We start from the raw sequence: 22,787 nt of genomic DNA, 5'->3' as shown, positions 1-22,787 counted from the left end.
CGAGTATGAAGAAATTTATTATGGCCGGTCTGGCCGGAACCGTGGCAGGGATTGTTGCAACGACACAAATCGCCGGACCGCTGCTGGCGCAAGAGGCTGAAAACAAGGCCAGTGTCTATGAGCAACTGGACCTGTTCGGTGACATCTTTGAACGGATCCGTGCACAATATGTCGAAGAAGTCGAATCTGACGAACTGATCGAAGCGGCAATCGATGGCATGCTGACGTCGCTTGACCCGCACTCCAGCTACTTGTCGCCTGATGACGCTGAGCAGATGCGCGTTCAGACTCGCGGAGAGTTCGGCGGTCTGGGCATCGAGGTCACGCAGGAAGAAGGTTTCGTCAAAGTGGTATCACCCATTGACGACACACCAGCGGATGAGGCCGGGATCGAAGCCGGTGACTTCATAACCCATGTCGATGGTGAGAGCATTCTTGGCCTGACGCTTGATAAAGCGGTTGACCTGATGCGCGGGCCGGTTGGGTCCGAAATCGTCATCACGGTGGTTCGTGAAGGCGAGCAGGAGCCATTCGATGTCACCATCATCCGTGACACGATTAAGCTGACCGCGGTGCGCGCCCGTACCGAAGGCACCAGCGTTGTTCTGCGCGTGACCACCTTCAACGATCAGACCTATCCGAACCTTCAGGCCGGGCTGGAAGAGCAAATCGAAGAAGCTGGTGGCATCGACAAAGTCAACGGTTTCGTTCTGGACCTGCGTAACAACCCCGGCGGTTTGCTGACACAGGCAATCAAGGTGTCTGACGCGTTTCTGAACGAAGGTGAAATCGTCTCGACCCGTGGCCGCAACCCCGAAGAGGGTGAGCGCTTCAACGCGACACCAGGTGACCTGGCCGAGGGCAAACCGATTGTGGTTCTGATCAACGGCGGTTCTGCGTCAGCGTCCGAGATCGTTGCCGGTGCTCTGCAGGACCATCACCGCGCGATTGTTGTCGGCACCAAGAGCTTCGGCAAGGGATCGGTGCAGACTGTCATGCCTCTGCGTGGTGATGGAGCCATGCGCCTGACGACCTCGCGCTATTACACCCCTTCGGGTCGCTCGATCCAGGCGCTTGGTGTCAGCCCTGACATCATCGTTGAGCAGCCGCGCCCGACGCCGGAAGCCGAAGAGGAAGAGACCAACACGTTCTCGCGCTCTGAGGCCGATCTGCGCGGCAGCCTGAACAATGACAGCCTAAGTGAAGACGAAATTCGCCAGATCGAAGAAGACCGTGCCAAGGCCGAAGCAACGGCTGAACTTCGGGAAGAGGATTATCAGCTGGCTTACGCCATCGATATTCTAAAAGGTCTGTCCGCCTTCAACCCGAACGGGCCATCACAGTAAGACAAAAGGGCCGCGCCACTGTCGCGGCCCTTTTCATTTCCAGGTCAGCTTTCGACTTTGTGCAGTTTGTTTTCGTCCAGCATCAGGGCCAGCAAAACGCCGATAGATACGGATACAGTCGCAAAGATAAACGCCATATTCATACCGCTGTCGAAGGCTGCATTTATCGCGTTTCGAACCTGTTCTGCCTCAGTGGTACTAAGCTTGTTTAAAACGTCCTGAGCAGAAGCTGTCGAAAGTGTACCCCCATTGATCGCGCGTTGATCAGCCTCGGACATGCTAATGCCCGCGGCACTCAGTCGTTCGCGGAGTGATGAAAGACTGGTGACATACATAATCGCAGTCGCACAGGCGACAGAGATGGCACCATAGACCAAATGGGTCATGAAGCTGAGGCCGCCAACCAAGCCCGCGCGCTCAGGCTTGACGGCACAAACTGCTGCAGTCCCTGAAGGACCAACGGTAAGCGTCGCTCCAAGTCCAATCATCGCCATTCCGGGCAATATCTGAAAATACCCTAACCCTGCAGGCAAGATCACCACGCTGGCCGCTCCGAGCGTTGCGCACATATAGCCCCAAAACAACAACCGCTTGGGGCCAAAGTCGTTGTAGAGAGTGCCAGAAATAATCGATCCGACCGCCAGCAATACCGTAAGTGGAGCCAATCCAAGCGCTGATTGAAAAACCGACCAGCCCAGAACCTTTTGCATGTATTGGGGAAAGTACAGCAAGCCAACAAACGCAGCTGACACATTGAACATATTCAGACCAAGGGTGATCAGAAACTCTCGGTTCTGCATCATTTGGGGCAGCAGCAGCGGTTCCTTCACCCGTTTTTCGACCCTCGGGAACAGCAGGAACAGCACAGCACTCACGAAAAACAACAAAAGCAGCGGAACCGAAGTCCAGCCCCAGTCCGCGCCCACATCCAGCCCATAAAGCAACAGCAGAACCGCAAAAGACAGGATGCCCATTCCAGCAAAGTCGATGTGTTCACCTTGTTTGTGGGTCTTCTCGCGCTCCATAAGTATAAGGGCGGTCGCCATCGAAATGCACGAAAACACAACGTTGGCCAGGAAGAACAGGCGCCAATCTCCGAGATTGACGACAAACCCGCTGATCATCGGCCCAAAGACGTTTCCGGTGGTAACACCCGCAAGGATCAACCCCATGACCATGGCGCGGTGTTCCTCTCGGGATACTTTTGTTGCACCAAAGGCCAAGGTGCAGGGCCAGACGCATCCGGCACCGATGCCTTGCAGTGCACGTGCCCCAACCAGAAAATCCAGACTGGGTGCAACAAAACACATAATGGACGAAAACAGGAATATCGAAAGACCGATGATCATCATCTTCCGATGTCCGAACATGTCACCCAACCGACCACCAGCAACCATGGTCATGGCAAAGAACAGGGCGTAAATGTTCAAAACCCACTGCGTGCTGGTGATGTCTGCGTCGAATGTGTTTTCGATGGCCGGAACCAGCATAAGCGCGCCCGTGAAATCGATACCGATACCAAAGGCAGTCACCATCAGGGCGATGACCTTTACAATGCTGCTGCGTTCCATGGGGTCACCCGAAATGTGCTGGATGCCCATTATGATGCATTGTTCCGGCTAAAAAGATAGAAAAATCGGACGATTACCGCTTTCTACCTAGTGTCATACCCAACCCGGATCAGGGGTTGTTTCCACCGTGAAGCCGGCGAAACGCGCGTTTCAACATATCCAGTTCAGCACGTAGCAGAGACAATTCAGCCCGCATGTCTTCTGCGACTGGTGAGCCAGAGATAACTGTGAAATCACCTAGTTTGTGGTTGGAACGCTGATCCCAAATAACAACGCTATGTACACCTTCGGATAACAGGCTCGAGGGGACCGGGACGCGCAGCGTCCATCCACCTTCGGCCTCTACCAATTCAACATCCGGCAAGGTTTGATCCCGATAGCGCACTTCAATCTCAGGCGTATCTTCCGAGGCCAGATGCCCTTCCCAGATGGCATTTTCAAAGCGAATGGGGGTCAAATTCGTTTGTGTCATTTATTGAACTCTCACAAATCAGCCCGATGATGGCGGCACAGGGTCAGGTCGCGCAGAACGATCCGGTTCATTCTCGGATCGTTTATGATGAGATCCAACCAGATTTTCTCGACCCGGCGTTCGTTCAAATGGAGATGAGCCAGATCGAAATCTACCGACATAGAAGAATCAGAGTGGCTCAGTTCACGCAGCACTTGTTCGGTGTTGGGCCCGTGCTGAATGTTGAGGCGTGCGAACATGCCTGTTGGTCTTTCACACTCGATCTGGGCACTGGCGCGTATCAGATGCTGCCGTGTAAGGCCAATAGTGGCTTCGGTAGGCAGTTCGATGGACAGAGACAGGAACGAACCGGTGAATTCAAAAATCTCCAGTGCAAGACTGAAAGGTGCCAGATCCTTGTCCGCAGTGTTTCGGGTTTGCCGGATGGCGATTTCGCCAAGATCGCAGTCATGAAACAGGGTAACCTGCTTATCCATTGACGTTTTGCGCGAAAGTGATGCGTGGCCATGCTTTGCCAAAGGTCCGCGCCATAAATCTGGTCGCCACGCCCAGTCGGTACCAAGTGGTTTGGGAAAACTCGTCGATCCGATCAGGGGGCGGGTTAGTCTCCCATCGGCAACTTGGATCAACCGCTCCAGATGCAATCTGAATTGACGGGCTTCATCTCTCTGCCGTCGCAACAAATGCAGCGCGGTAAATGGCGCCGACTGCGCCGCCTTGCGCCAACGCCCCAATACCTTGCGGCTTACATATTGATCCAGAATCTTGCCCATGGCTCCAACGTTTGAAACTGCATCTGTTTAGCCAAAGAGAACGGGTGGGATAAACCCATGTTTCGACTCAGACTTCAGAATTTTGTGATTTGTTAAGGTCACGACCAGAGGGCGAGCTCTTATTCGAAATTTGTAGCTTCTGCCATTCTTGAAATAGTCGAACCCAGAGCTTACCGTCAGGCACCCGGTCGCAGTGGATCCCCCGCAACGTGCCGAAGATCACTCAAGTTCATGGCGAGGCCGGGGTATGGAACCCACTCTATTCGCGTTCATCTGGAAACACTCAAAAAAGCAGCAGTTAATCCTGCTGTTGCTGACTGTATTGTCGTTTCCGTTTCTGTACGCCTCGCTTGAGTTGCCGAAGCAGATCATCAACGACGCAATCGGTGCACCGGGTGATACCGTCACCAAATTTGGCATAACGGTCACCCAGATACAGTATCTGCTGGTCTTGTGTTTCGCATTTCTTGCGACAGTGATTACCAGCGGCCTGATGAAAATGCGCATCAATACGATGAAGGGCATTCTGGCCGAACGGATGCTGCGCCGGTTGAGATTTACGCTGATCAGCAGGTCCATGCGGTTTCCCAAGTCATATTTTGCCACCACCAGCCAGGGTGAGCTGGTGTCGATGATCACGTCCGAGGCCGAACCCATGGGCGGGCTTATGGGTGATGCCATTGCACAGCCGGTGTTTCAGTTCGGACAGATGATGACCATCGTCACCTTCCTGTTCATGCAGAGCGTTTGGTTCGGGCTGGCCAGTATCGCGCTGATCCCGCTACAGGCCTGGCTGATCCCCAAGCTGCAGCGGCAAATTAACCTGCTGAATAAAGAACGTATTCAGGAAGTCCGCCAGCTTAGTTCGGAAATTGGTGAAAGCGCGGCCGGGATCAGTGATCTGCGCACAAACGGTGGCTGGCGGTATCGTCTGGCGCAATTCAGCCATCGGCTAGGGACTTTGTTCGAGATCCGGTTCCGGATCTACAACAAGAAGTTCTTCATGAAGTTCCTCAACAATCTGATCACTCAGATGACGCCGTTTCTGTTTTATTCGGTCGGCGGCTATCTGGCGATCACAGGTGAGGTAACGGTCGGTGCGCTGGTCGCCGCACTTGGAGCCTACAAGGATCTGAGCGGGCCTTGGAAAGATCTGCTGACCTATTACAACCAAGTACAGGACATGTCCCTGCGCTGGCAGATCGTGACCGAGCGGTTTGCCCCGTCAAACATGATCCCCGAAGATCTGTTCGAGAATGAGCCCGAGACGATCCCGCATCTGAAAGGCGATATTGAGCTGCGGAATGTGACTGTCCGTGACGATGACGGCAAGACCGTTCTGGAAGATATCGACCTGACCATACCCAGCGGTGCGCGCGTCGCGATTCAATCGACCCACGCTGCGGAACGCAATGCACTGGCTCAGTTGCTGACCCGTGAGCTTTTGCCGACTCAGGGCGAAGTCGTTTTGGCCGGACATAATCTCAGAGAATTGCATCAGGCAGTGATAGCCGCGCGGATCGGCTACGCATATTCCAGACCCTATCTGTTCGACGGCACATTGGGCGATAACCTGATGATGCCGCTTCGCACCCACCCGCAGCACGAAAGCGATGCAATCAAAGCCCCCACGCGACGCCAGATCGAGGCCGTTCGTGCGGGTAATCCACCGGACTCGCTATCGGATGAATGGGTTGATCCGGGCCTTGCCGGGCTGGATGACATTGACGAAATTCGCGACTGGTGGTTCCAGCTGGTTGAAGCGATGGGCATTGACGAGTTCATGTTCCGGCGCACCTTGCGCTCGCAATTTGACCCTGAACTGCATCCGGATCTGGCTGGCGAAATCGTAAGGTTGCGAAATATGGTTGCCGAGCGGCTGGAAGAGCGTGATCTGGACCAATACGTCTACCGATTTGATCCGGACCAGTTCAACCCGGCCGTACCTTTGGGTGGAAACCTGTTGTTCGCTTCGCCTTCACGGGATATTTCGCCTGACATTCTGGCCGGTGATGGTCGGTTTATGGCGATGCTCAAGGCGCATGATCTGGATGATGATGCGATGGGAATCGCGAATGCGGTTCTCGACACGCTTCACAAGACATTTGGGCGTGATGGCACCGATCACCCGCTGTTTTTACGGCTGGGCATGGCCAAGGATATGTTCCACCGGCTTCTGGATATTGAAGAGCGGCGCAAGTCCAAAGGGGATGCAGACCTGAGCGATCAGGAACGTGCTTTGCTGCTGACAGTACCCTTCCTTCTGACTGCTGAACAAATCGGTCCGAGTTTCCCCGAGGAATACAAAGAGAAAATCCTCTCGATCCGGAAAAGCCAGGCTGAAAAGCTTCATGCATCTCTCAATGGGCTGTTCATCCCTGTCACTCCTGATGTCTACGTGCCGCGGCTGACTGTCATTGAAAACGCTCTGTATGGCCGGATTTCAATCATGGCCGGTGCCCACGCGGATGAGATTGAAGAGGTCGTGGCCGAAGTCCTGAACGAAGCTGGCCTGAGACGTCGCGCGGCCGCCATTATCTATGACCTTCCATCGGGCTTAGGCGGGAACAACCTGCCGACAGTGTTCCAGGAGCGGGCAGCATTCTCACGCGCAGGCATCAAGCGTCCGGACATTCTGATCCTCGATAAAGCTCTGGCCAGCCACGATTCCGAGAGCCGTCTGAGAACCCGCCTCAGACTGCGCGAGCTGCTGCCGGATTCGATCATGATCTTCATGGAGGATCATTTTGCGCATCCCGAGGCATATGATCTGTTTGTCGAAGTAAAAGATGGCCGCATTGATGGTATTTCACGCACACAGCTCGAAACCGAAGAGGAAACCTCAGACGACCTGAGCCGCAAGCTCAAAATCATATCTTCGACCGAGCTGTTTTCGCGCATCGACGCAAAAAACCAGCGTCTGTTGGCGTTTTCAGCCCAATGGTACGATGCTGCGGCCGGTCAAACTATTTTCGCACGCGGTCAAAACCCGGACGCCGCCTATCTGTGTATCTCAGGTCAGGCCAGTCTGAACTGGACACAAGGTGACGGAGAAAAAGGATCAATCTCGATCGTCGAACCGGGCCGGCTGATCGGTGATCTGTCCATCATCACCGGAGACCCGAGACAACTGGATCTTGTCGCGTTGACCGATTGCTCGTTCCTCAGAATCGGAGCGGAGGAGCTGCGTGCCGTGGTCGAAAGTGATGCAACAGTGGCGGTAAAGCTGCTGGAAACCGTGGCGGGATACCTGACAGAACTTGCTGAAATCATGCGGGAATCCAACACGCTGATACCTACGGATTCAGTCACTGCAACCACCGAGCAAGTCAATGAGGGATGAGCGGTCGATAGGCGTTTATGCCAACCATGAACAACTGGTGGCAAAGGCCCGTCCATATCCGGATCTCTGGCGCCTGTTGGTCGGTCTGGCGATTGTTGTTGCAACCTATACTATTCTGAACCTGATCTTATTTGGGCTTGCCGCCGGGCTGGGGCCAAGCGGTTGGCAGACAGGCCTGCAGAATGGCTCATCACCGCTGGCTATGCTGGTATTGCTGGCAAGTTTTGGATTTGTGACCTTTGGTGTCACACTCGCTGCCAAATGGATGCAGCACCGTACCCTGACCTCAGTAATCGGCCGGTGGTCAGCGACGATTCCGCAATTTCGTGTCGTTTTGCGAGCCTTGTTGATTCTGGGCGCAGTTATTTTTGTTTTACCACCCTACGATTACGGCGCTCCTCTGGTGCCGAACCTGGCTTTTTTTACCTGGCTGGCGCTGCTCCCGCTGTCAGTGCTGGTGGTTCTCATCCAAACGAGTGCCGAGGAGATTCTGTTTCGCGGCTATCTTCAACAAAGCCTTGCCGCCCGTTTCCGGTCTCCGCTGATTTGGATGGGCCTTCCGTCCTTGCTGTTTGCCGTTGGTCACTACGCACCCGCAGCTGCAGGCGACAACGCGATGCTGGTTGCGGTTTGGGCCTTCATATTTGGACTATTGACGGCTGATTTGACTGCAAGGGCAGGGACGTTAGCACCCGCTATAGCACTGCATTTCTTTAATAATGCGGTGGCTCTTCTGGTCGTGTCACTGCCAGATAGCCTCAGCGGCCTCGCGCTCTATCACCTCCCATATGACATGACGGACACTGGGGTTCTCAGACAATGGCTCATCGTTGATTTCGCGGTGATGATTGTCAGCTGGCTGACAGTACGTCTTGCACTCAGGCGTTGATTGCATTTCCTTCCGTTGCGTCTTATTTGACGTCAACGCCGCATAACAAGGTTCCGACATGAACTGGATCACAAACTACGTCCGCCCCCGGATCAACTCGATCTTCTCGCGCCGGGAAGTGCCTGAAAACTTATGGCATAAGTGCGATGAGTGCGGAACGATGCTGTTCCATCGTGAATTGGCGGAAAACCAGAATGTCTGCACCCAGTGCGATCACCACATGGCGATCACCCCGCGCGATCGCTTCAAGCATTTGTTTGATGGCGGCATATTTACCGAAGTTGCGGTTCCGGCCCCCAAAGATGATCCGCTGCAATTTCGCGACCAGAAGAAATACCCCGATCGCATGAAAGCAGCCCAGAAAAAGACGGGCGAGAAAGAGGCGATGCTGGTGGCAACCGGTGAAATCGGGCGTACACCCATTGTGGCAGCAGCTCAGGATTTCTCGTTCATGGGCGGATCGATGGGCATGTATGTCGGCAACGCCATCATCGCGGCTGCGCAAGAGGCGGTGAAGCTTAAACGCCCGCTGATCCTGTTTTCTGCCGCAGGCGGTGCCCGGATGCAGGAAGGCATCCTCAGCCTGATGCAGATGCCACGCACCACTGTTGCGGTGGAGATGCTGAAAGAAGCAAACCTGCCTTACATCGTTGTTCTGACCCACCCGACCACGGGTGGTGTGACCGCTTCTTATGCGATGCTGGGCGATGTTCATATTTCAGAGCCAAACGCCCTGATCTGTTTTGCCGGTCCTCGCGTGATCGAACAGACCATCCGTGAAAAACTGCCCGAAGGCTTCCAGCGCGCCGAGTATCTGCTGGATCACGGCATGCTGGACCGTGTGACCAAGCGGACCGAGATGCGGGATGAACTGATTACCATCACCCGAATGCTGATGGGGATGTCCCCTGCGGTCAAAGGCGATCTGCCTGCACCCGCAGCCGAAGAAACCCCGGCCGAGACCGCTGCTGAAGACGCAGGCGAGAAATGACCACTCAGACTTCGGACGTCATCCTTGATCGGATGATGGCGCTGCACCCCAAGATCATTGACCTGACCTTGGATCGTGTCTGGCGTTTGCTGGCCGCGCTCGACAACCCACAAATCAAGCTGCCATCGGTTATCCACATTGCCGGGACCAACGGCAAGGGATCAACTCAAGCGATGATCCGGGCGGGTCTGGAGGGCGCCGGTCTATCGGCACATGCCTATACTTCACCGCATCTGGCGCGTTTCCATGAACGTATCCGCCTGGCGGGCGAACTGATTTCCGAAACCGACCTGACTGCGGTTCTGGATGAGTGCTATGCCGCCAATGGCGGAGAGAACATCACCTATTTCGAGATCACAACCTGCGCAGCGTTGCTGGCCTTTGCCCGCACAAAGGCAGATTACACGTTGCTTGAGGTTGGTCTGGGTGGGCGTCTGGATGCAACCAACGTCATCGAACAGCCTGCGGTGACGGTTATCACGCCCATCTCAATCGATCATGAGCAGTTTCTGGGCGATACACTTGGAAAAATCGCGGCTGAAAAAGCTGGCATCATCAAACCTGGTGTTCCATGTATCGTCGGGCCACAGCAGGATGAGGCACTGGAAGTCATCGAGTACACAGCCGCTCGTCTGGGTGCGCCGCTGCTTGTGCATGGTCAACATTGGCACGTTCACGAAGAAAACGGACGCCTGATTTATCAGGACGAAACTGGTCTGCGCGATCTGCCGCTTCCCAACCTGTTGGGTGCCCATCAGATCCAGAACGCAGGCGCAGCTGTCGCTGTTCTGCGCCATCTTAAACTGGGCGATGACGCCTACGAAGCAGCCGTGAGCAAAGCCGAATGGCCCGCACGGATGCAACGGCTGAAAACCGGTCCCTTGGTCGAACAGGCACCTCAGGCCGAGCTTTGGTTGGATGGGGGTCACAACGCGGCTGCCGGGATCGCCCTGGCGGACGTGCTGTCGAAACTGCCCAAACGACCGACCCATATGATCTGCGGCATGCTGAATACCAAGGATGTCACGGGTTATCTGGCACCGCTCGCTGCACAGGCAGAAAGCCTGACGGCAGTTTCAATTCCGGGTGAGGCCAATACGCTCAGCGCCGAAGACACATCCGCTGCCGCAAACCAAGTGAACTTACCTTCTGATACGGCTGACAGTGTTGCAGATGCTTTGGCGGCGATCACTGCCAAGGATCCGCAAGCACGTGTTCTGATTTGCGGCTCGCTTTATCTCGCGGGCAACATTCTGCGCGAAAACGGATAGACTACTTCCCGTTGGGTAGGTTCTGAAGCGTTGCCCATGACTGGGCAGCGCCTTTACTTGCCCCAATCCTTGTCCTGCATCTCACGCAGGCGCGAGGCGGTACGTTCAAACTCAAAAGTTCCTTCGCCTTCGACATAGAGCATTTCCGGCTCTGCGGCGGCGGAACAGATCAACCGAACTTTGGCCTCATACAGCGCATCGATCAGCGTCACGAACCGCTTGGCTTCATTGAAGTTGTTCCGCGATAGGCGAGGAACATCTTCAAGTACCAGAACCTTCAGTGCGTCTGCGATCGCCAGATAGTCGCCCGGACCCAACATACGCCCGCACAAGTCATAGAATGATGCCCGAGCGACACCATTCCTGAATGCCGGCAGCACCACTTCACGGCCCTTGACCTGCAAGCTGAGCGGTTCTGCGGGCCCGCCAGACAGGTCATTCCAGACAGACCGGATCTTCTCTCTGGCTTCAGGTCCGATTGGGGTGAAGTAGACCGGCGATCCCTCTAGGCGGTTTTGCCGATAATCGGTCGGGGAGGTCAGTTCCCATATCACCAACTGCTCTTTGATGTGATGGATAAAGGGTAAAAACAACTGGCGGTTCAGACCGTTCTTGTAGAGGTCATCAGGATGCCGGTTCGAGGTCGTGACAATCACGACACCGCCATCATGCAGCATATCAAACAGGCGACCGACGATCATCGCGTCGGTGATATCGGTGATCTGCATTTCGTCAAAGGCCAGCAACCGAACGGTTTTGATCACCTTTTCAGCAACCGGTGCAAGCGCGTCCTGAACACCATCTTCTCGCGCCTTGTGCATTCCGGCATGAATTTCCTGCATGAAGGCGTGGAAATGAACGCGGCGGGCAGGGATATCACCCAACGTCTCGACGAACATGTCCATCAACATCGATTTGCCGCGCCCCACACCGCCCCACAAATACAAGCCTTTTGGTGGCGGGGGTGGCTTGCGGAACAATCCACGCTTTACCGGTGTGGCCAGAGCCGAGCGAATGCGTTCGAATTCAGGAAGAACAGCCTCTTGCGCGTCGTCCCGCGTCAGGGTGCCATCTGCAATGCGGGCTTCATAGAGCGAAATCAAATCCGTCATAACCGAGCCATAGCGCTAGCTCAGCGCCTTGAAAAGCAGACAATTTCGGCACGCATCAAAAATGGTTAAGCGTAACCGCAAAACTCCTGAATTGACGCGATCAGCATTCCGGATAATTTCTGTCCCGATATGTAACGGAGGCCCCATGCCGCAATCAGCCCGCTTGCTGAACCCTGTTCTGATCGTTGGATGTATCATCATCACGGTCAGCTTTGCCGTGCGTGCCTCTTTTGGGGTTTTTCAGATTCCGATTGCGGATGAGTTCGGTTGGTTGCGAACCGATTTCTCTCTGGCAATCGCGATTCAAAATCTCGCCTGGGGTATCGGGCAGCCGATATTTGCAGCCATCGCCGAAAAGGTCGGCGACAGACGCGCAGTGGTTCTGGGCGCGCTGACCTATGCAGCAGGGATGGTTCTGTCTGCCTGGTCGGTTTCGCCATTCGGCCATCAGATGTATGCATGGCTGGTTGGCTTTGGCATCGCAGGTACCGGATTTGGCGTTGTACTGGCCGTGGTTGGGCGTGCGTCATCGGACAAAAACCGATCCATGTCTCTGGCAATTGTCACCGCCGCTGGCAGTTTCGGTCAGGTGATCGGCGCGCCAACGGCGGAATGGCTGCTGTCCTTCCTGCCGTGGCAGCAAGTCTTTGTTGTCTTTGCCGTATCGATCCTCGCACTCGTGCTGACGCTCCCTTTCATGCGTGCACCTACGCCGGTCAGCAAAGCTGAGCTGGAAGAAAGCATGAGCCAGATACTGGGCAAGGCTTTCCGTGATCCATCCTATGCGCTGATTTTTCTTGGTTTCTTCAGCTGTGGCTATCAGCTCGCATTCATCACCGCGCATTTTCCGGCTTTCGTGACTGAAATGTGTGGTCCGATCCAGCCCGGTGGCGTTCTACACTCTCTAGGCATCACAACGACATCCGCACTGGGTGCAGTTGCAATTTCATTGGTTGGGCTCGCCAATATCGGGGGCACTCTGCTGGCGGGTTGGGCAGGCAATCACTTCCCAAAGAAGTATCTGCTGGCCGCCATCTACACAGCCCGAACGATTGCAGCAGCCGCGTTCATCATGATGCCGATCACACCCATGTCGGTCATCGTATTCTCGATTGTCATGGGCTCGCTCTGGCTTGCGACCGTTCCGCTAACCTCCGGTCTTGTCGCCCATCTTTATGGCCTTCGCTACATGGGTACACTCTATGGCTTCGTATTCCTCAGCCACCAGATTGGCGGATTCCTCGGCGTATGGCTGGGTGGTCGGATGTATGATCTGTACGGGGATTACACCATGGTCTGGTGGATCGGCGTAGCGGTAGGCGCCTTCAGCGCCATCGTCCATCTGCCAATCCGTGAGAACCGTACGGCTGAACCTGTTGCCGCCTGAGTCAGGCGGCTTCTTCAGGGCTCAACAGCCCTTCGGCAACCAACCGGTTCGCCCACCCCTGTGGCCCATTAAAGTGATGGGTCTGCCAGCCACGCGCTCTGGCCGTTTCGATATTGTCGATACGGTCGTCTGCAAACAGCAGTGTTTCAGGTGAATGCCCGCAATCCGCCTCGACCATCTCGTAGATAGGAGAATGAGGCTTCACATTCTTCATCCGACCCGAAACATAAAGACGATCAAACTCATTCAGAAACGGGTAGACGGTCGTCGCATAGTCAAAATTCTGCACACCGAAATTGGTCAGAGCAAACACCGGAACGCCCTTTTCGCGTAGGGCACGTTGCAATCGGACTGAATGCGGTATCTCAGGCGAGGCAAGCTTGATCCAATCGTCATGCCACATACGAATTTCATCGCGCCATTCCGGGTACTTGTCAGCCCAGTTGTAAATTGTATCAGTGAAATGATGGCCTTGATCGACCAGATCGTTCATGCCGTGCAGGTCAACCTCCGAGAACATCGCCCGGCGGCGGTCTTCTCCAATCACAAGATCATAATAGCGCTCGGGCTGCCATTCGATCAGAACATTTCCGATATCAAAAATCACGGCTTCAACGGGCATGGGGCATTCCTGTCTGCTCGGGTTTGATTGTGATGACTGAAGCAAGCCCTGTCGCCATATTCAAGGCGGAACCGCACCGCGCGGTCCTTGTCCGGCCCAACAGGAAAGAGAGCATCATTGATGCCTCCTGCCCTAGCGGTAGCCTCAGCTTCGCATTGCGGCGCGGATTTCCCGTTCCAGGGCATCCAGAAAGCGTGATCTGTCCGCCTTACCAAACGGTTTTCCACCGCCTCCCGCACCCAGCGGATTTGCGGCGCGCAGGTCCGCCATCAGATCGCGCATTGCGAGCTGCTGCCCTATGTTGGCGGCGGTGAAGGCCTCGCCATTGGGGCGCAGGACCCGCGCGCCAGCTTCAACGCACTTTGCCGCCAATGGTATGTCGGAGGTCACGACCACATCTCCAGGACCACAGCGCTCGGCTATCCACTTGTCCGCTTCATCTGCGCCCTCAGCCACGATGATGACCTGAACCAGCGGGTTCGCGGATGGGCGCAACCCGCCGTTCGAGACCAGAGCCATGGGCACCTTATGTCGCATAGCGACCCGTTCAGCCTCGGCCTTGACCGGGCAGGCATCACCATCGACATATAGGGTCGTCACGCTTTCTTCGCCTCTTTCTTGGCGGGTTCGGCTTTGACCTCTGCCGGTTTAGCCTCTTTCTTGCGCACCTTGAACTCATCCGGGATTGGCATCCGGTTGAAGGCATCCAATCCGGCAATTTTATAAGCCTCGGCCAATGTGGGATAATTGAAGGTGTTCTGAACGAAGTAATCGACCGTACCTTTGAGGTTCAGCACCGCCTGAGCAATATGGATCAGCTCAGTCGCGCCTTCACCAACAATCTGCACACCCAGAACTCGGCGGGTTTTCAACGAGAACAGCATTTTCAGCATGCCGTGCTCCAACCCCATGATGTGGCCGCGCGAAGTTTCGCGGAATCGCGCCACACCAACTTCGTAAGGGATGCCACGTTCCTGCAGTTCTTCCTCGGACATGCCGCAGGTCGAGATTTCAGGAACGGAATAGATACCGTAGGGGTACCAGGGGCTCTCGGGCAAAGTAGGAGTTTCAAGGGCGTGGCAAGCAGCAACCCGGCCTTGCTGCAGCGAAGTCGAGGCCAGCGAGGGGTGGCCGATCACGTCACCCGTTGCATAGATATGCGGCACCGAGGTCTGATAGGTCTTCCGATCCACACTGATGCGGTTTCGGTGATCCGTCTCAATACCCACTGCATCCAGATTGAGAGCTGAAGTCGCGCCCATACGCCCGGCTGCGAACAGCAGCATCTCAGACCGAACATGACGCCCGTTTTCCAATGTGATCTCGACGTGACTTCCTGCGTCTTCGATCTTTTCAACGGCCGAACCCAGTCGCAAATCCACGCCATTTTCACGGATCTGATGCGTGAATTCGTGGATGATCGTGTTGTCGATGAAATCAAGAAACGAGTCGCGTGGTTCTATCAGGGTCACCCGGACATCGAGGGCCGAAAACATCGTCGCATATTCAACGCCGATCACGCCCGCACCGACCACACACAACGAACGGGGGATTTCCGCCATCTCAAGGAAATCATCACCATCCACAACAGTCTTGCCGTTGAAGGGAACATATTCCGGCCGATAGGTTTTAGTCCCGGTGGCGATCAGGAACTTTGCGCCCGTCAGGCGCGTCGTCTCACCTGAATCGGTAGCCACCTCAACCTCGTGCGGACCAACGAATTTGGCCAGCCCTTCCAACGTTTCAACGTGGTTACGGTTGAACTGATGCTCCAGCACATCGACCTCATAATCGAGGGTCATATGCAGACGCGCCTTGAGGTCCTCTGCTCGGATCTGATCTTTGACGCGGTAGGATCGGCCGTAAAAGCTGCGCTCACGCCAGCCCGACAGGTTGAGAACGGTCTCACGCAGGGTCTTGGATGGGATCGTACCGGTATGTACCGAAACACCGCCCAATTTGTCCTTGCGATCAATGACAAGTACCCGACGCTTGAGTTTACCCGCCTGAATCGCAGCGGACCGTCCCGAAGGGCCGGAACCGATGATGATCAGATCATAGTCGTATTTACTCATGCATCAGTCTCCGTAAAGAGCATCTGCGTGGAAGGACACGTGGTCTTCCATGAAAGTCGAGACAAAGAAATAGGAATGATCATAGCCCGGCTGCAGACGATTTGTGGCTTGCTGGCGACGCTCGGCGATGGCCTGCGCGAGCGCTTCGGGGCGCAACAGATCGATAAATTGATCATTGGTGCCCGTATCGATCAGGATCGGCCCGTCAAAACCTTTTTCCTTCATCATTAGCGTTGAATCGTGCTTGGCCCATGCAGCCTCGTCATCACCCAGATAGGCTGACAGCTGCTTGCGGCCCCAATCGGAACCTGTCGGGTTCGAGATCGGAGCAAAGGCCGAGACGGAGCGGAATCTGCCCGGCAGGTTCATGGCCAGTGTCAGGGCTCCATGACCACCCATCGAATGACCCGTGATAGATTGGCGCTCACCATCAATGGCGAACTTCTCGGTCAGCAAGGCGGGCAGCTCATCTGCCACGTAGTCCCACATATTGAAATGCGGCGCCCACGGCTTCTGCGTGGCGTTCACATAAAAACCGGCACCCTGGCCAAGATCATAATCATCATGATCTGCCACATCAGCCCCACGCGGAGAGGTATCGGGAAACACCAGTGCAATCCCTTGCTCGGCAGCCCAGCTTTGCGCACCGGCCTTGGTCATCGCGTTTTCATGTGTGCAGGTCAGCCCGGACAGGTACCACAGCACTGGAACCGGACCATCCTTGGCCTCGGGCGGAAGGAACAGGCCGAAAGTCATGTCACATTGGCAGGCCGACGAAGCATGGCGATAAACGCCCTGCACACCGCCGAAACATGCATTTTCCGATAGGGTTTCCATCTGGCATTGTCCTTGCGTTAGGTCTGGCCCATGGCTAACGGTCCGCGGTCCCGGCGTAAAGTGCGCGGGCTTGTTACGGCGGCTTTTTTCGAGGGTGACACCCTAGATTGCACTCACCCAGGCGATCACAAACGGTAAAGTGATGATGCTGGCGATGGTGGACAACAAAATTGCGGCCGAAGCGCGATGCGGTGCGATCCCATAATGCGCCGCCAGCATGTATACATTGCCCGCAACCGGCAGCGCGGCGGCAGCGATGGCAACGGACGCGGGGAAGGGTTCAATCGGGATAATCCAGATCAGAACGATCGCCACGCAAACCGGATGAACAATCAGTTTGCAAAAGCTCAGCCAGGCGGCAATCTGCACTCTTTCAGCAGACTTGGTGGCCAGCGAGGCGCCGATAGCGAACAAAGCACCCGGTGTTGCCGCCCCGCCAAGAATGGTCAGAAAATCATTGAGAGGCGCGGGTACAGGCAACCGCAGGGCTGACCAGATCAGACCCGACGAAATCGACACGATCATCGGGTTCTTCAGCAGGCCAACACCGATCAGTCGCATCGCGCGCAGCGTTAGCCGACCATCGCGACCGCCGTTGATCAGGATGACGATCAAGGACGAAAACACCACCAGATCGACGGCAAGCACCAACATAACCGGACCAATTGCCGCCTCAGAGAACAGCAGCGCCAACATTGGCAGGCCAAGAAAGCCAACATTGCCGATAGCCGCACATTGCGCCTCAACCGCAGCCGTCGGGATGTCGAGACCACGAAGGTAAGCAACAAGCGTCGCCAAACCATAAACGCAAAGCGTTCCGATCAGATAGCCGATCACCAGTCTTCCATTGAAGATATCGGCAAAGGGCAGAGTGGCCGCAAAACGAAACAGCATTGCGGACAGTGCAAAGTAGAACACGAATTTGGTCAGGTAGGCAGTGGCTTCTTCACTGAAAAAACGACTGCGACCGGCCCAGTATCCAAGGCCGATGATCGCGAAAAAAGGCAGGGTGCGCAGAAAGATATCGACCATGGGCGAATTGGTAACATGAATTTACCGCACCGCAAGCAGGACATCAGCCACTGCCGATCATAATACCTGCAGCCAGCACCAGTGAGCCACCCAGCACAACCTGAAATGCTGCACGGAAGAACGGAGTGTCCATGAAGCGGTTCTGAATCCACGCGATCGCCCAGAGCTCGCAGAATACGATCAGGAAGGCGATGCTGGTGGCCGTCCAGAATTCTGGGATGAGGTAGGGCAGGGCATGCCCCAGTCCTCCGACAGTAGTCATGACCCCCGATGCCAGGCCGCGCTTTACAGGAGAACCCCGCCCGGACAACTCTCCATCATCCGACGCCGCCTCGGTAAACCCCATGGAAATCCCGGCACCGACCGAGGCTGCTAGACCAACAAGAAACGTGGTCCAGGTATCCTGCGTTGCAAAGGCAGTGGCAAAGATCGGTGCCAGTGTGGATACGGACCCATCCATCAGCCCGGCCAGTCCTGGCTGGACCCATGTCAGCACAAACTGACGACGCGAGACCGCCTGTTCAGATTCCTGACTGTCCGGATCTAAATAGGTTTGCTCCAACTCGGCAGCGGTGGCCTGATGGCCTGCCTCGGCCACGGCGAGATCGCCCAGCAGCTTGCGGGTTGCGGTATCGGTGCTGCGCTCAGCGGCGGTCAGATAAAACCTTTCGGCATCGCGCTCCATCATTTCGGCTTCTTCGCGGATACGTTCGATGCCCAAATTCTCAATCAGCCAAATGGGCCGTCGCGCATAATATCCTGCGACATGCTCGCGACGGATCAATGGGATCACTGACCCGAACCGCTGCTCATGCAACCCGATCAGAAGGGACCTGTGCTGATCCTCTTCGGCGGCCATGCCGTCGAACACCTTTGCACTCGCGGGATAGTCACTTCGCAGCATTTCAGCATAGGACCGATAGATGCGCGCATCGTCTTCTTCGGACGAGATGGCAAGCGCAATGATCTCCTGTTCGGTCAGGTCGCGGAAGTGTTTTCGCTGGGTGAAAAAACGCATTAGCGCCTCACTATATTAGAACGATTCCAATTTACCGAACGTAACGAAGCTTTCAACCAGAACCGAAAATCGTTGAAACTAAACCGAACGGTTTATAGATTTGGAATACATCTAGCCAAGGAGACAACATGACCCAAGCCGCCACCATTCTGCGTACAGGCCGAAAATTCGATCAGGTCTTGCGCGGAGCCCGAGAGGTTTTCATGGCGGATGGCTTCGAAGGTGCCAGCGTGGACGATATTGCCCGCGCTGCAGGCGTCTCAAAGGCAACGCTCTATAGCTATTTCCCCGACAAACGGCTGTTGTTTATGGAAGTGGCTCAAACCGAATGCAGCCTGATGGCTGAACGTATCATCTCGATGATCGACGAGACCAAACCAGCGCGTGAGGTCCTGACAATCGCAGCGACTCAGCTGACTGCCTTTCTGGTGTCAGATTTCGCGCAGCAAGTGTTCCGGATCTGCGTAGCCGAAAGGGATCGGTTTCCTGAGCTTGGTAAGGCTTTTTATCAGGCTGGTCCCGAGAACGGTCAACGACAGCTCGCAGAGTATCTGGAAAAGGCCGTCGCCAATGGCGAGCTGGTTATCGAGGACATTCACATCGCTGCGGAACAGTTTTCTGAACTTTGCAAAGTCCGACTGTGGGGCAGAGCAGCTTTTGGCATCCAGTCAAGCTTTTCGCAGGAAGAGATCGATGAGGTCGCCCTGCAGGCGGTGGACATGTTTATGGCCCGCTACGGGACCTGACATACAAATCTTTGGTGCGGGTGGAGGGACTTGAACCCCCACGCCTTGCGGCGCCAGAACCTAAATCTGGTGCGTCTACCAATTTCGCCACACCCGCAACCCGGCGCCAATGACCCCGGAATGTGGCGCTGCATAACAAAGCTTCCAGACAAGTGCGAGAGGTAAATTGCGGTGTGATGGAGTTTATTGACCCCCACATCGCAACAATACATCGCAACCGATCAGGGAACTTCTGGCTCGAACTAGCGAACAGCAGCAAGCGCTCCCTCGAAGCGCATCGAAACAAAATACATGATTTATTGGAATCTAGGCGCGCTCACATCCTAAAAAACCTGTCAAAGTCTTATTAGGAAGGGGTTGCCACAAATTGCCTCTATTGTTGCCAATTACGAGACATTAAAATTTACCCGCCAGATTCTTTTAGCCCGCTTACGTTGAGTAATGCTGAATCAACAACGTTCCGTACAATGCCTTTCAAAACCCTAAAAAGTTTCACTCCAGATCAAAATGCACTCTAGATCAACTAAAGGGAGAGCCGCATTGGTGTCGATTACATATTATTAACGTTTATTATCAAGTAATTAGTGATATCATTAGCCACATTGCGCAGCCGGCGTCTAAAAGGTCAGGCGCTCGTCCGATCGATGCCAACATTGTCGAGTACTCTCCCATTGGTTGAGGCATTAATAAGTAAGTGCAAACACAATTGCGCCACAATTCAACCGCCAAAAAATCTTATTCACGTCAAAATAACACCGCCTTAAAGGTTGTTATTTCTAGCAAGGAGTTAATGAGTCTTTTCGCCGCGAGGCATTGTTACGAGTTCCTGCTCAACTCCAACACAAGGGTCTCCGTCGTGACCGAACAGATCAACTCCGCTGCCGCCGAGCAAGACGCTGTCTTTCTTGCACGTGAGAGCTTTATCGGCGAGCTCAAAACTCTGAACAAACAACACCCTGATACGGGCTTTGGTATCGCGCTCAAGACGCATTCAGGCGAACAGTATCTGCTGGCCAATACCCGGATGCCGCTGCCATCCAGCAAATCCGATGGCTTCCCGACAGGTCGGCGCGTAGCCTGCCTTGAGAACGGCGACCGGTTCAGCTCGATCGAAGTTCTGGCTGACTCACAGGCCTACGAATCGATCTCTCCGCGCAAAGAAGCCGCGATCCTGGGTAACGCTCTGGATCTGATCGCGCGGATCGACACACTTACCAGTATTCCGGCTGGACGTCTGTCGGACGTTGCAGAGGCACAGATTCCCGCTACTGGCACCGGAGGCTAAACATGGCGCGTAACGATCACCTTCTGTCTGTAGGGAACGAAACACTTGCGCCGATGACATCGGCCATGTCTTCGCTGACGACGCAGATCGACCAATTGACAGAGGTGGCGGATGCGCGCTCCTCGGCCCGACTTGCAACGCTCAAGACGCGGATGGAGAATTTCACTGCCAGCGTCACGATGGTGGGGCAGGTCAAAGCCGGCAAATCCTCGATTGTGAACATCCTCGCGGGTCGCCCGGGCTTGCTGCCATCGGACGTAAACCCGTGGACCTCGGTCGTTACCACGCTGAACATCAACACCCGCACACCGGGTGATACCAAGTCCAAGTTTACCTTCTTTGAGCAGGAAGAATGGGACAACCTGATGGTCGGCGGCGGCCGCTTGGGTGAGCTGGCCAACCGCGCCGGCGCCGATGACGAAATGGACGATATCCGGCGTCAGATCGGCGAGATGAAGGCCAAGTCCGAAGAACGGTTGGGCAAGCATTTCGACCTCGTGTTGGGCCAGAGCCACCAATACGACTATTTCGATGAAGAACTGATCCAGCGCTATGTCTGTCTGGGTGATGAAGACGACCCGGACATCGACCCCAAGACCGGTCGCTTTGCAGATGTGACAAAATCTGCGGAACTGTACATGGATATTCCGCAATATCCTATTTCGCTGAAACTGTGCGACACGCCCGGCGTGAACGATACCTTCATGGTGCGCGAGCAGATCACACTGCGCAGCCTGCGCGGATCAGAAGTATGTATCGTGGTTCTGGCTGCCAGCCAGGCGCTGACCACCATGGATATGGCGCTGATGCGGATCATCGCGCAGTTTGAAAACCGCCAGATCATCCTGTTCGTAAACCGCATCGATGAACTGTCAGACCCGGTTAATCAGGTCCCGGAGATCCGTGATCGTATTCAGGACACGCTCAAGCAGAATAATATCGATGCCAACACCAGTATCGTGTTCGGGAGTGCCCTTTGGGCCGAGGCTGCTCTGACTGGTAATCCTGATGTTCTGAACGAGGAATCGCGTCAGGCGTTGAACACTTTCTATCTGGCTGCCGGGTTTGGTGAACAGGCGGCTTCGCTGGACAAGATCTGGGCGCTTTCGGGCCTGCCCGATCTATTGCTCGCGATGAATGAACGCATCGCCGAAGGAGCGGGCAATCGCTTGCTGGATCGTGTGCGTCATCGCGCGCGCAATATCGCGAGCCAGATTCGCGCCACGGCTGTTGCCAAGAACCTCTCGAGTGGTGAGGGCGTCGTACGCGATCTGGATGGCGTATCCCCCGAAGACGCGATTTCGGCAGTTTCCGCTGAATATGAAAAGAAAGTAGCCGAACTAACGACAGCGTTGCGCGACAAAGTGCTCGAACGGCTCGCTTCGGCTGAGGCAAACTTTGTCAAACGCGCGACAGACTCGCTGATTGCACATCTCGAGCAGAACGGCGAACAGGGCACCTGGCAATATGATCCAGCCGGACTTCGCACCCTTCAGAAGGCAGCATATTTCAGCTTTGCACGGTCAATGCGCAAAGACGCAGGTGCGCTGTATTCCTCTGCCGCAGGTGACGTTGAAGCGCTGTATCATAAGCTGTTGGGCAACCACCTGGGTGAGTTCAGCATCGAAGCGCCGATCGTTCCGCGCGTGCCGCCGCCACTGGGGATCGGGCGTACAATCGCGCTGGATCTTCAAAGCACCTGGTGGCGCCGCTGGTGGCAAAAACGCAAGGGCTTTGAAGCGTATGCCGCTGACTACAAACGACTGATCGCGTCCGAGGCGAATTCGATCACCAAGGACATCGAGGAAAACCAAATCGCAGCCGTACTTGAAAATGTACGTGCCATTCTCTCGGACTTCATGCGTGAACAGAAGGAGACACTGCTGAGCATCTCGCATTCGGCAGAAAAGGATCCCGCACGCAATGCCGAGTTGATGGCAGGGATGCAGCCCACGAAATCACGTGATGAGATCTTGGGCGACATCCTCAAAGACCTTAGTAACGAAGCAGCATAAGA

19 protein-coding genes and 1 tRNA gene are annotated in these 22,787 nt (G+C 55.2%); 9 read left to right on the top strand and 11 right to left on the bottom strand.

Translation table 11 applies throughout. The features are described from left to right. The first annotated feature begins 5 nt into the window (after positions 1-5). Complete coding sequence (locus ACR0IO_RS11680) at positions 6-1,346, top strand: S41 family peptidase (RefSeq protein ID WP_480741814.1); 1,341 nt, start codon at positions 6-8, stop codon at positions 1,344-1,346. A 44-nt stretch (positions 1,347-1,390) separates the two neighbouring features. Here the strand turns inward: ACR0IO_RS11680 and ACR0IO_RS11675 are convergent, their stop codons facing one another. The 3 genes from ACR0IO_RS11675 to ACR0IO_RS11665 form a co-directional block, all read right to left on the bottom strand. Then, the gene (locus ACR0IO_RS11675; RefSeq protein WP_155145564.1) at positions 1,391-2,917 is read right to left on the bottom strand and encodes an MFS transporter; all 1,527 of its coding nucleotides are present in this window, start codon (positions 2,915-2,917) and stop codon (positions 1,391-1,393) included. Between the two features lie 109 nt (positions 2,918-3,026). Then, a complete protein-coding gene (locus tag ACR0IO_RS11670; protein WP_480741812.1) occupies positions 3,027-3,389 on the bottom strand; it encodes a hypothetical protein in 363 nt (120 codons plus the stop codon). 11 nt (positions 3,390-3,400) lie between these two features. Further along, positions 3,401-4,162 carry a DUF6478 family protein gene (locus ACR0IO_RS11665; protein WP_480741811.1) on the bottom strand — a complete coding sequence of 254 codons (762 nt, stop codon included), beginning with the start codon at positions 4,160-4,162 and terminating at the stop codon, positions 3,401-3,403. A gap of 247 nt (positions 4,163-4,409) precedes the next feature. Between ACR0IO_RS11665 and ACR0IO_RS11660 the strand changes: the two genes are divergently transcribed. The 4 genes from ACR0IO_RS11660 to ACR0IO_RS11645 are packed head-to-tail and all read left to right on the top strand — an operon-like array spanning position 4,410 to position 10,656. After that, a complete protein-coding gene (locus ACR0IO_RS11660) occupies positions 4,410-7,505 on the top strand; it encodes an ABC transporter transmembrane domain-containing protein (protein ID WP_480741810.1) in 3,096 nt (1,031 codons plus the stop codon). After that, positions 7,495-8,394, top strand: coding sequence for a CPBP family intramembrane glutamic endopeptidase (locus ACR0IO_RS11655; protein ID WP_480741809.1), 900 nt, complete (start codon positions 7,495-7,497; stop codon positions 8,392-8,394). The genes ACR0IO_RS11660 and ACR0IO_RS11655 overlap by 11 nt, the downstream gene beginning before the upstream one ends. 58 nt (positions 8,395-8,452) lie before the next feature. Further along, complete coding sequence (accD, locus tag ACR0IO_RS11650) at positions 8,453-9,385, top strand: acetyl-CoA carboxylase, carboxyltransferase subunit beta (protein ID WP_170333767.1); 933 nt, start codon at positions 8,453-8,455, stop codon at positions 9,383-9,385. Beyond that, positions 9,382-10,656 carry a bifunctional folylpolyglutamate synthase/dihydrofolate synthase gene (locus tag ACR0IO_RS11645; protein ID WP_480741808.1) on the top strand — a complete coding sequence of 425 codons (1,275 nt, stop codon included), beginning with the start codon at positions 9,382-9,384 and terminating at the stop codon, positions 10,654-10,656. The genes accD and ACR0IO_RS11645 overlap by 4 nt, the downstream gene beginning before the upstream one ends. Positions 10,657-10,709: 53 nt before the next feature. Here ACR0IO_RS11645 and zapE read toward each other — a convergent pair whose 3' ends face one another. Then, positions 10,710-11,768 carry a cell division protein ZapE gene (gene zapE / locus ACR0IO_RS11640; RefSeq protein ID WP_480741806.1) on the bottom strand — a complete coding sequence of 353 codons (1,059 nt, stop codon included), beginning with the start codon at positions 11,766-11,768 and terminating at the stop codon, positions 10,710-10,712. A gap of 145 nt (positions 11,769-11,913) precedes the next feature. On the opposite strand from zapE, the gene ACR0IO_RS11635 reads away from it, so the two are divergent. Continuing rightward, complete coding sequence (locus ACR0IO_RS11635; protein ID WP_480741805.1) at positions 11,914-13,155, top strand: MFS transporter; 1,242 nt, start codon at positions 11,914-11,916, stop codon at positions 13,153-13,155. A gap of 1 nt (position 13,156) precedes the next feature. Here ACR0IO_RS11635 and ACR0IO_RS11630 read toward each other — a convergent pair whose 3' ends face one another. The 6 genes from ACR0IO_RS11630 to mbfA all read right to left on the bottom strand — a co-directional run bounded on the left by ACR0IO_RS11630 (position 13,157) and on the right by mbfA (position 18,739). Then, a complete protein-coding gene (locus tag ACR0IO_RS11630; RefSeq protein ID WP_480741803.1) occupies positions 13,157-13,777 on the bottom strand; it encodes an HAD-IA family hydrolase in 621 nt (206 codons plus the stop codon). 144 nt (positions 13,778-13,921) lie between these two features. Continuing rightward, a complete protein-coding gene (locus tag ACR0IO_RS11625; RefSeq protein WP_480741801.1) occupies positions 13,922-14,377 on the bottom strand; it encodes a YaiI/YqxD family protein in 456 nt (151 codons plus the stop codon). Beyond that, positions 14,374-15,852, bottom strand: a complete 1,479-nt coding sequence (gene sthA, locus ACR0IO_RS11620; RefSeq protein WP_480741799.1) for a Si-specific NAD(P)(+) transhydrogenase — start codon at positions 15,850-15,852, stop codon at positions 14,374-14,376. Before sthA ends, ACR0IO_RS11625 begins: the two co-directional genes overlap by 4 nt. 3 nt (positions 15,853-15,855) lie before the next feature. Continuing rightward, positions 15,856-16,689 (bottom strand): S-formylglutathione hydrolase, encoded by an 834-nt coding sequence (fghA, locus tag ACR0IO_RS11615; protein ID WP_480741797.1) that lies wholly within the window; start codon positions 16,687-16,689, stop codon positions 15,856-15,858. 102 nt (positions 16,690-16,791) lie between these two features. Further along, positions 16,792-17,721, bottom strand: a complete 930-nt coding sequence (locus tag ACR0IO_RS11610; RefSeq protein WP_480741796.1) for an AEC family transporter — start codon at positions 17,719-17,721, stop codon at positions 16,792-16,794. Positions 17,722-17,764: 43 nt separating this feature from the next. Further along, on the bottom strand, positions 17,765-18,739 hold the full coding sequence (gene mbfA, locus ACR0IO_RS11605) for an iron exporter MbfA (protein WP_480741794.1): 975 nt from the start codon (positions 18,737-18,739) through the stop codon (positions 17,765-17,767). A gap of 128 nt (positions 18,740-18,867) precedes the next feature. On the opposite strand from mbfA, the gene ACR0IO_RS11600 reads away from it, so the two are divergent. Then, positions 18,868-19,485 carry a TetR/AcrR family transcriptional regulator gene (locus ACR0IO_RS11600; RefSeq protein WP_155145592.1) on the top strand — a complete coding sequence of 206 codons (618 nt, stop codon included), beginning with the start codon at positions 18,868-18,870 and terminating at the stop codon, positions 19,483-19,485. A 12-nt stretch (positions 19,486-19,497) separates the two neighbouring features. Here the strand turns inward: ACR0IO_RS11600 and ACR0IO_RS11595 are convergent. Beyond that, a tRNA-Leu gene (locus ACR0IO_RS11595) sits at positions 19,498-19,582 on the bottom strand. 759 nt (positions 19,583-20,341) lie between these two features. On the opposite strand from ACR0IO_RS11595, the gene ACR0IO_RS11590 reads away from it, so the two are divergent. Then, positions 20,342-20,770 (top strand): hypothetical protein, encoded by a 429-nt coding sequence (locus ACR0IO_RS11590; RefSeq protein ID WP_170333743.1) that lies wholly within the window; start codon positions 20,342-20,344, stop codon positions 20,768-20,770. 2 nt (positions 20,771-20,772) lie between these two features. Beyond that, complete coding sequence (locus ACR0IO_RS11585; protein WP_155145594.1) at positions 20,773-22,785, top strand: dynamin family protein; 2,013 nt, start codon at positions 20,773-20,775, stop codon at positions 22,783-22,785. Positions 22,786-22,787 lie beyond the last annotated feature (2 nt).

The sequence above is a fragment of the Ruegeria sp. CE12 genome (assembly GCF_056537525.1).
The sequence above is the reverse complement of the archived record's forward strand: the minus strand, read 5'-3'. Positions and strand labels throughout refer to the sequence as shown.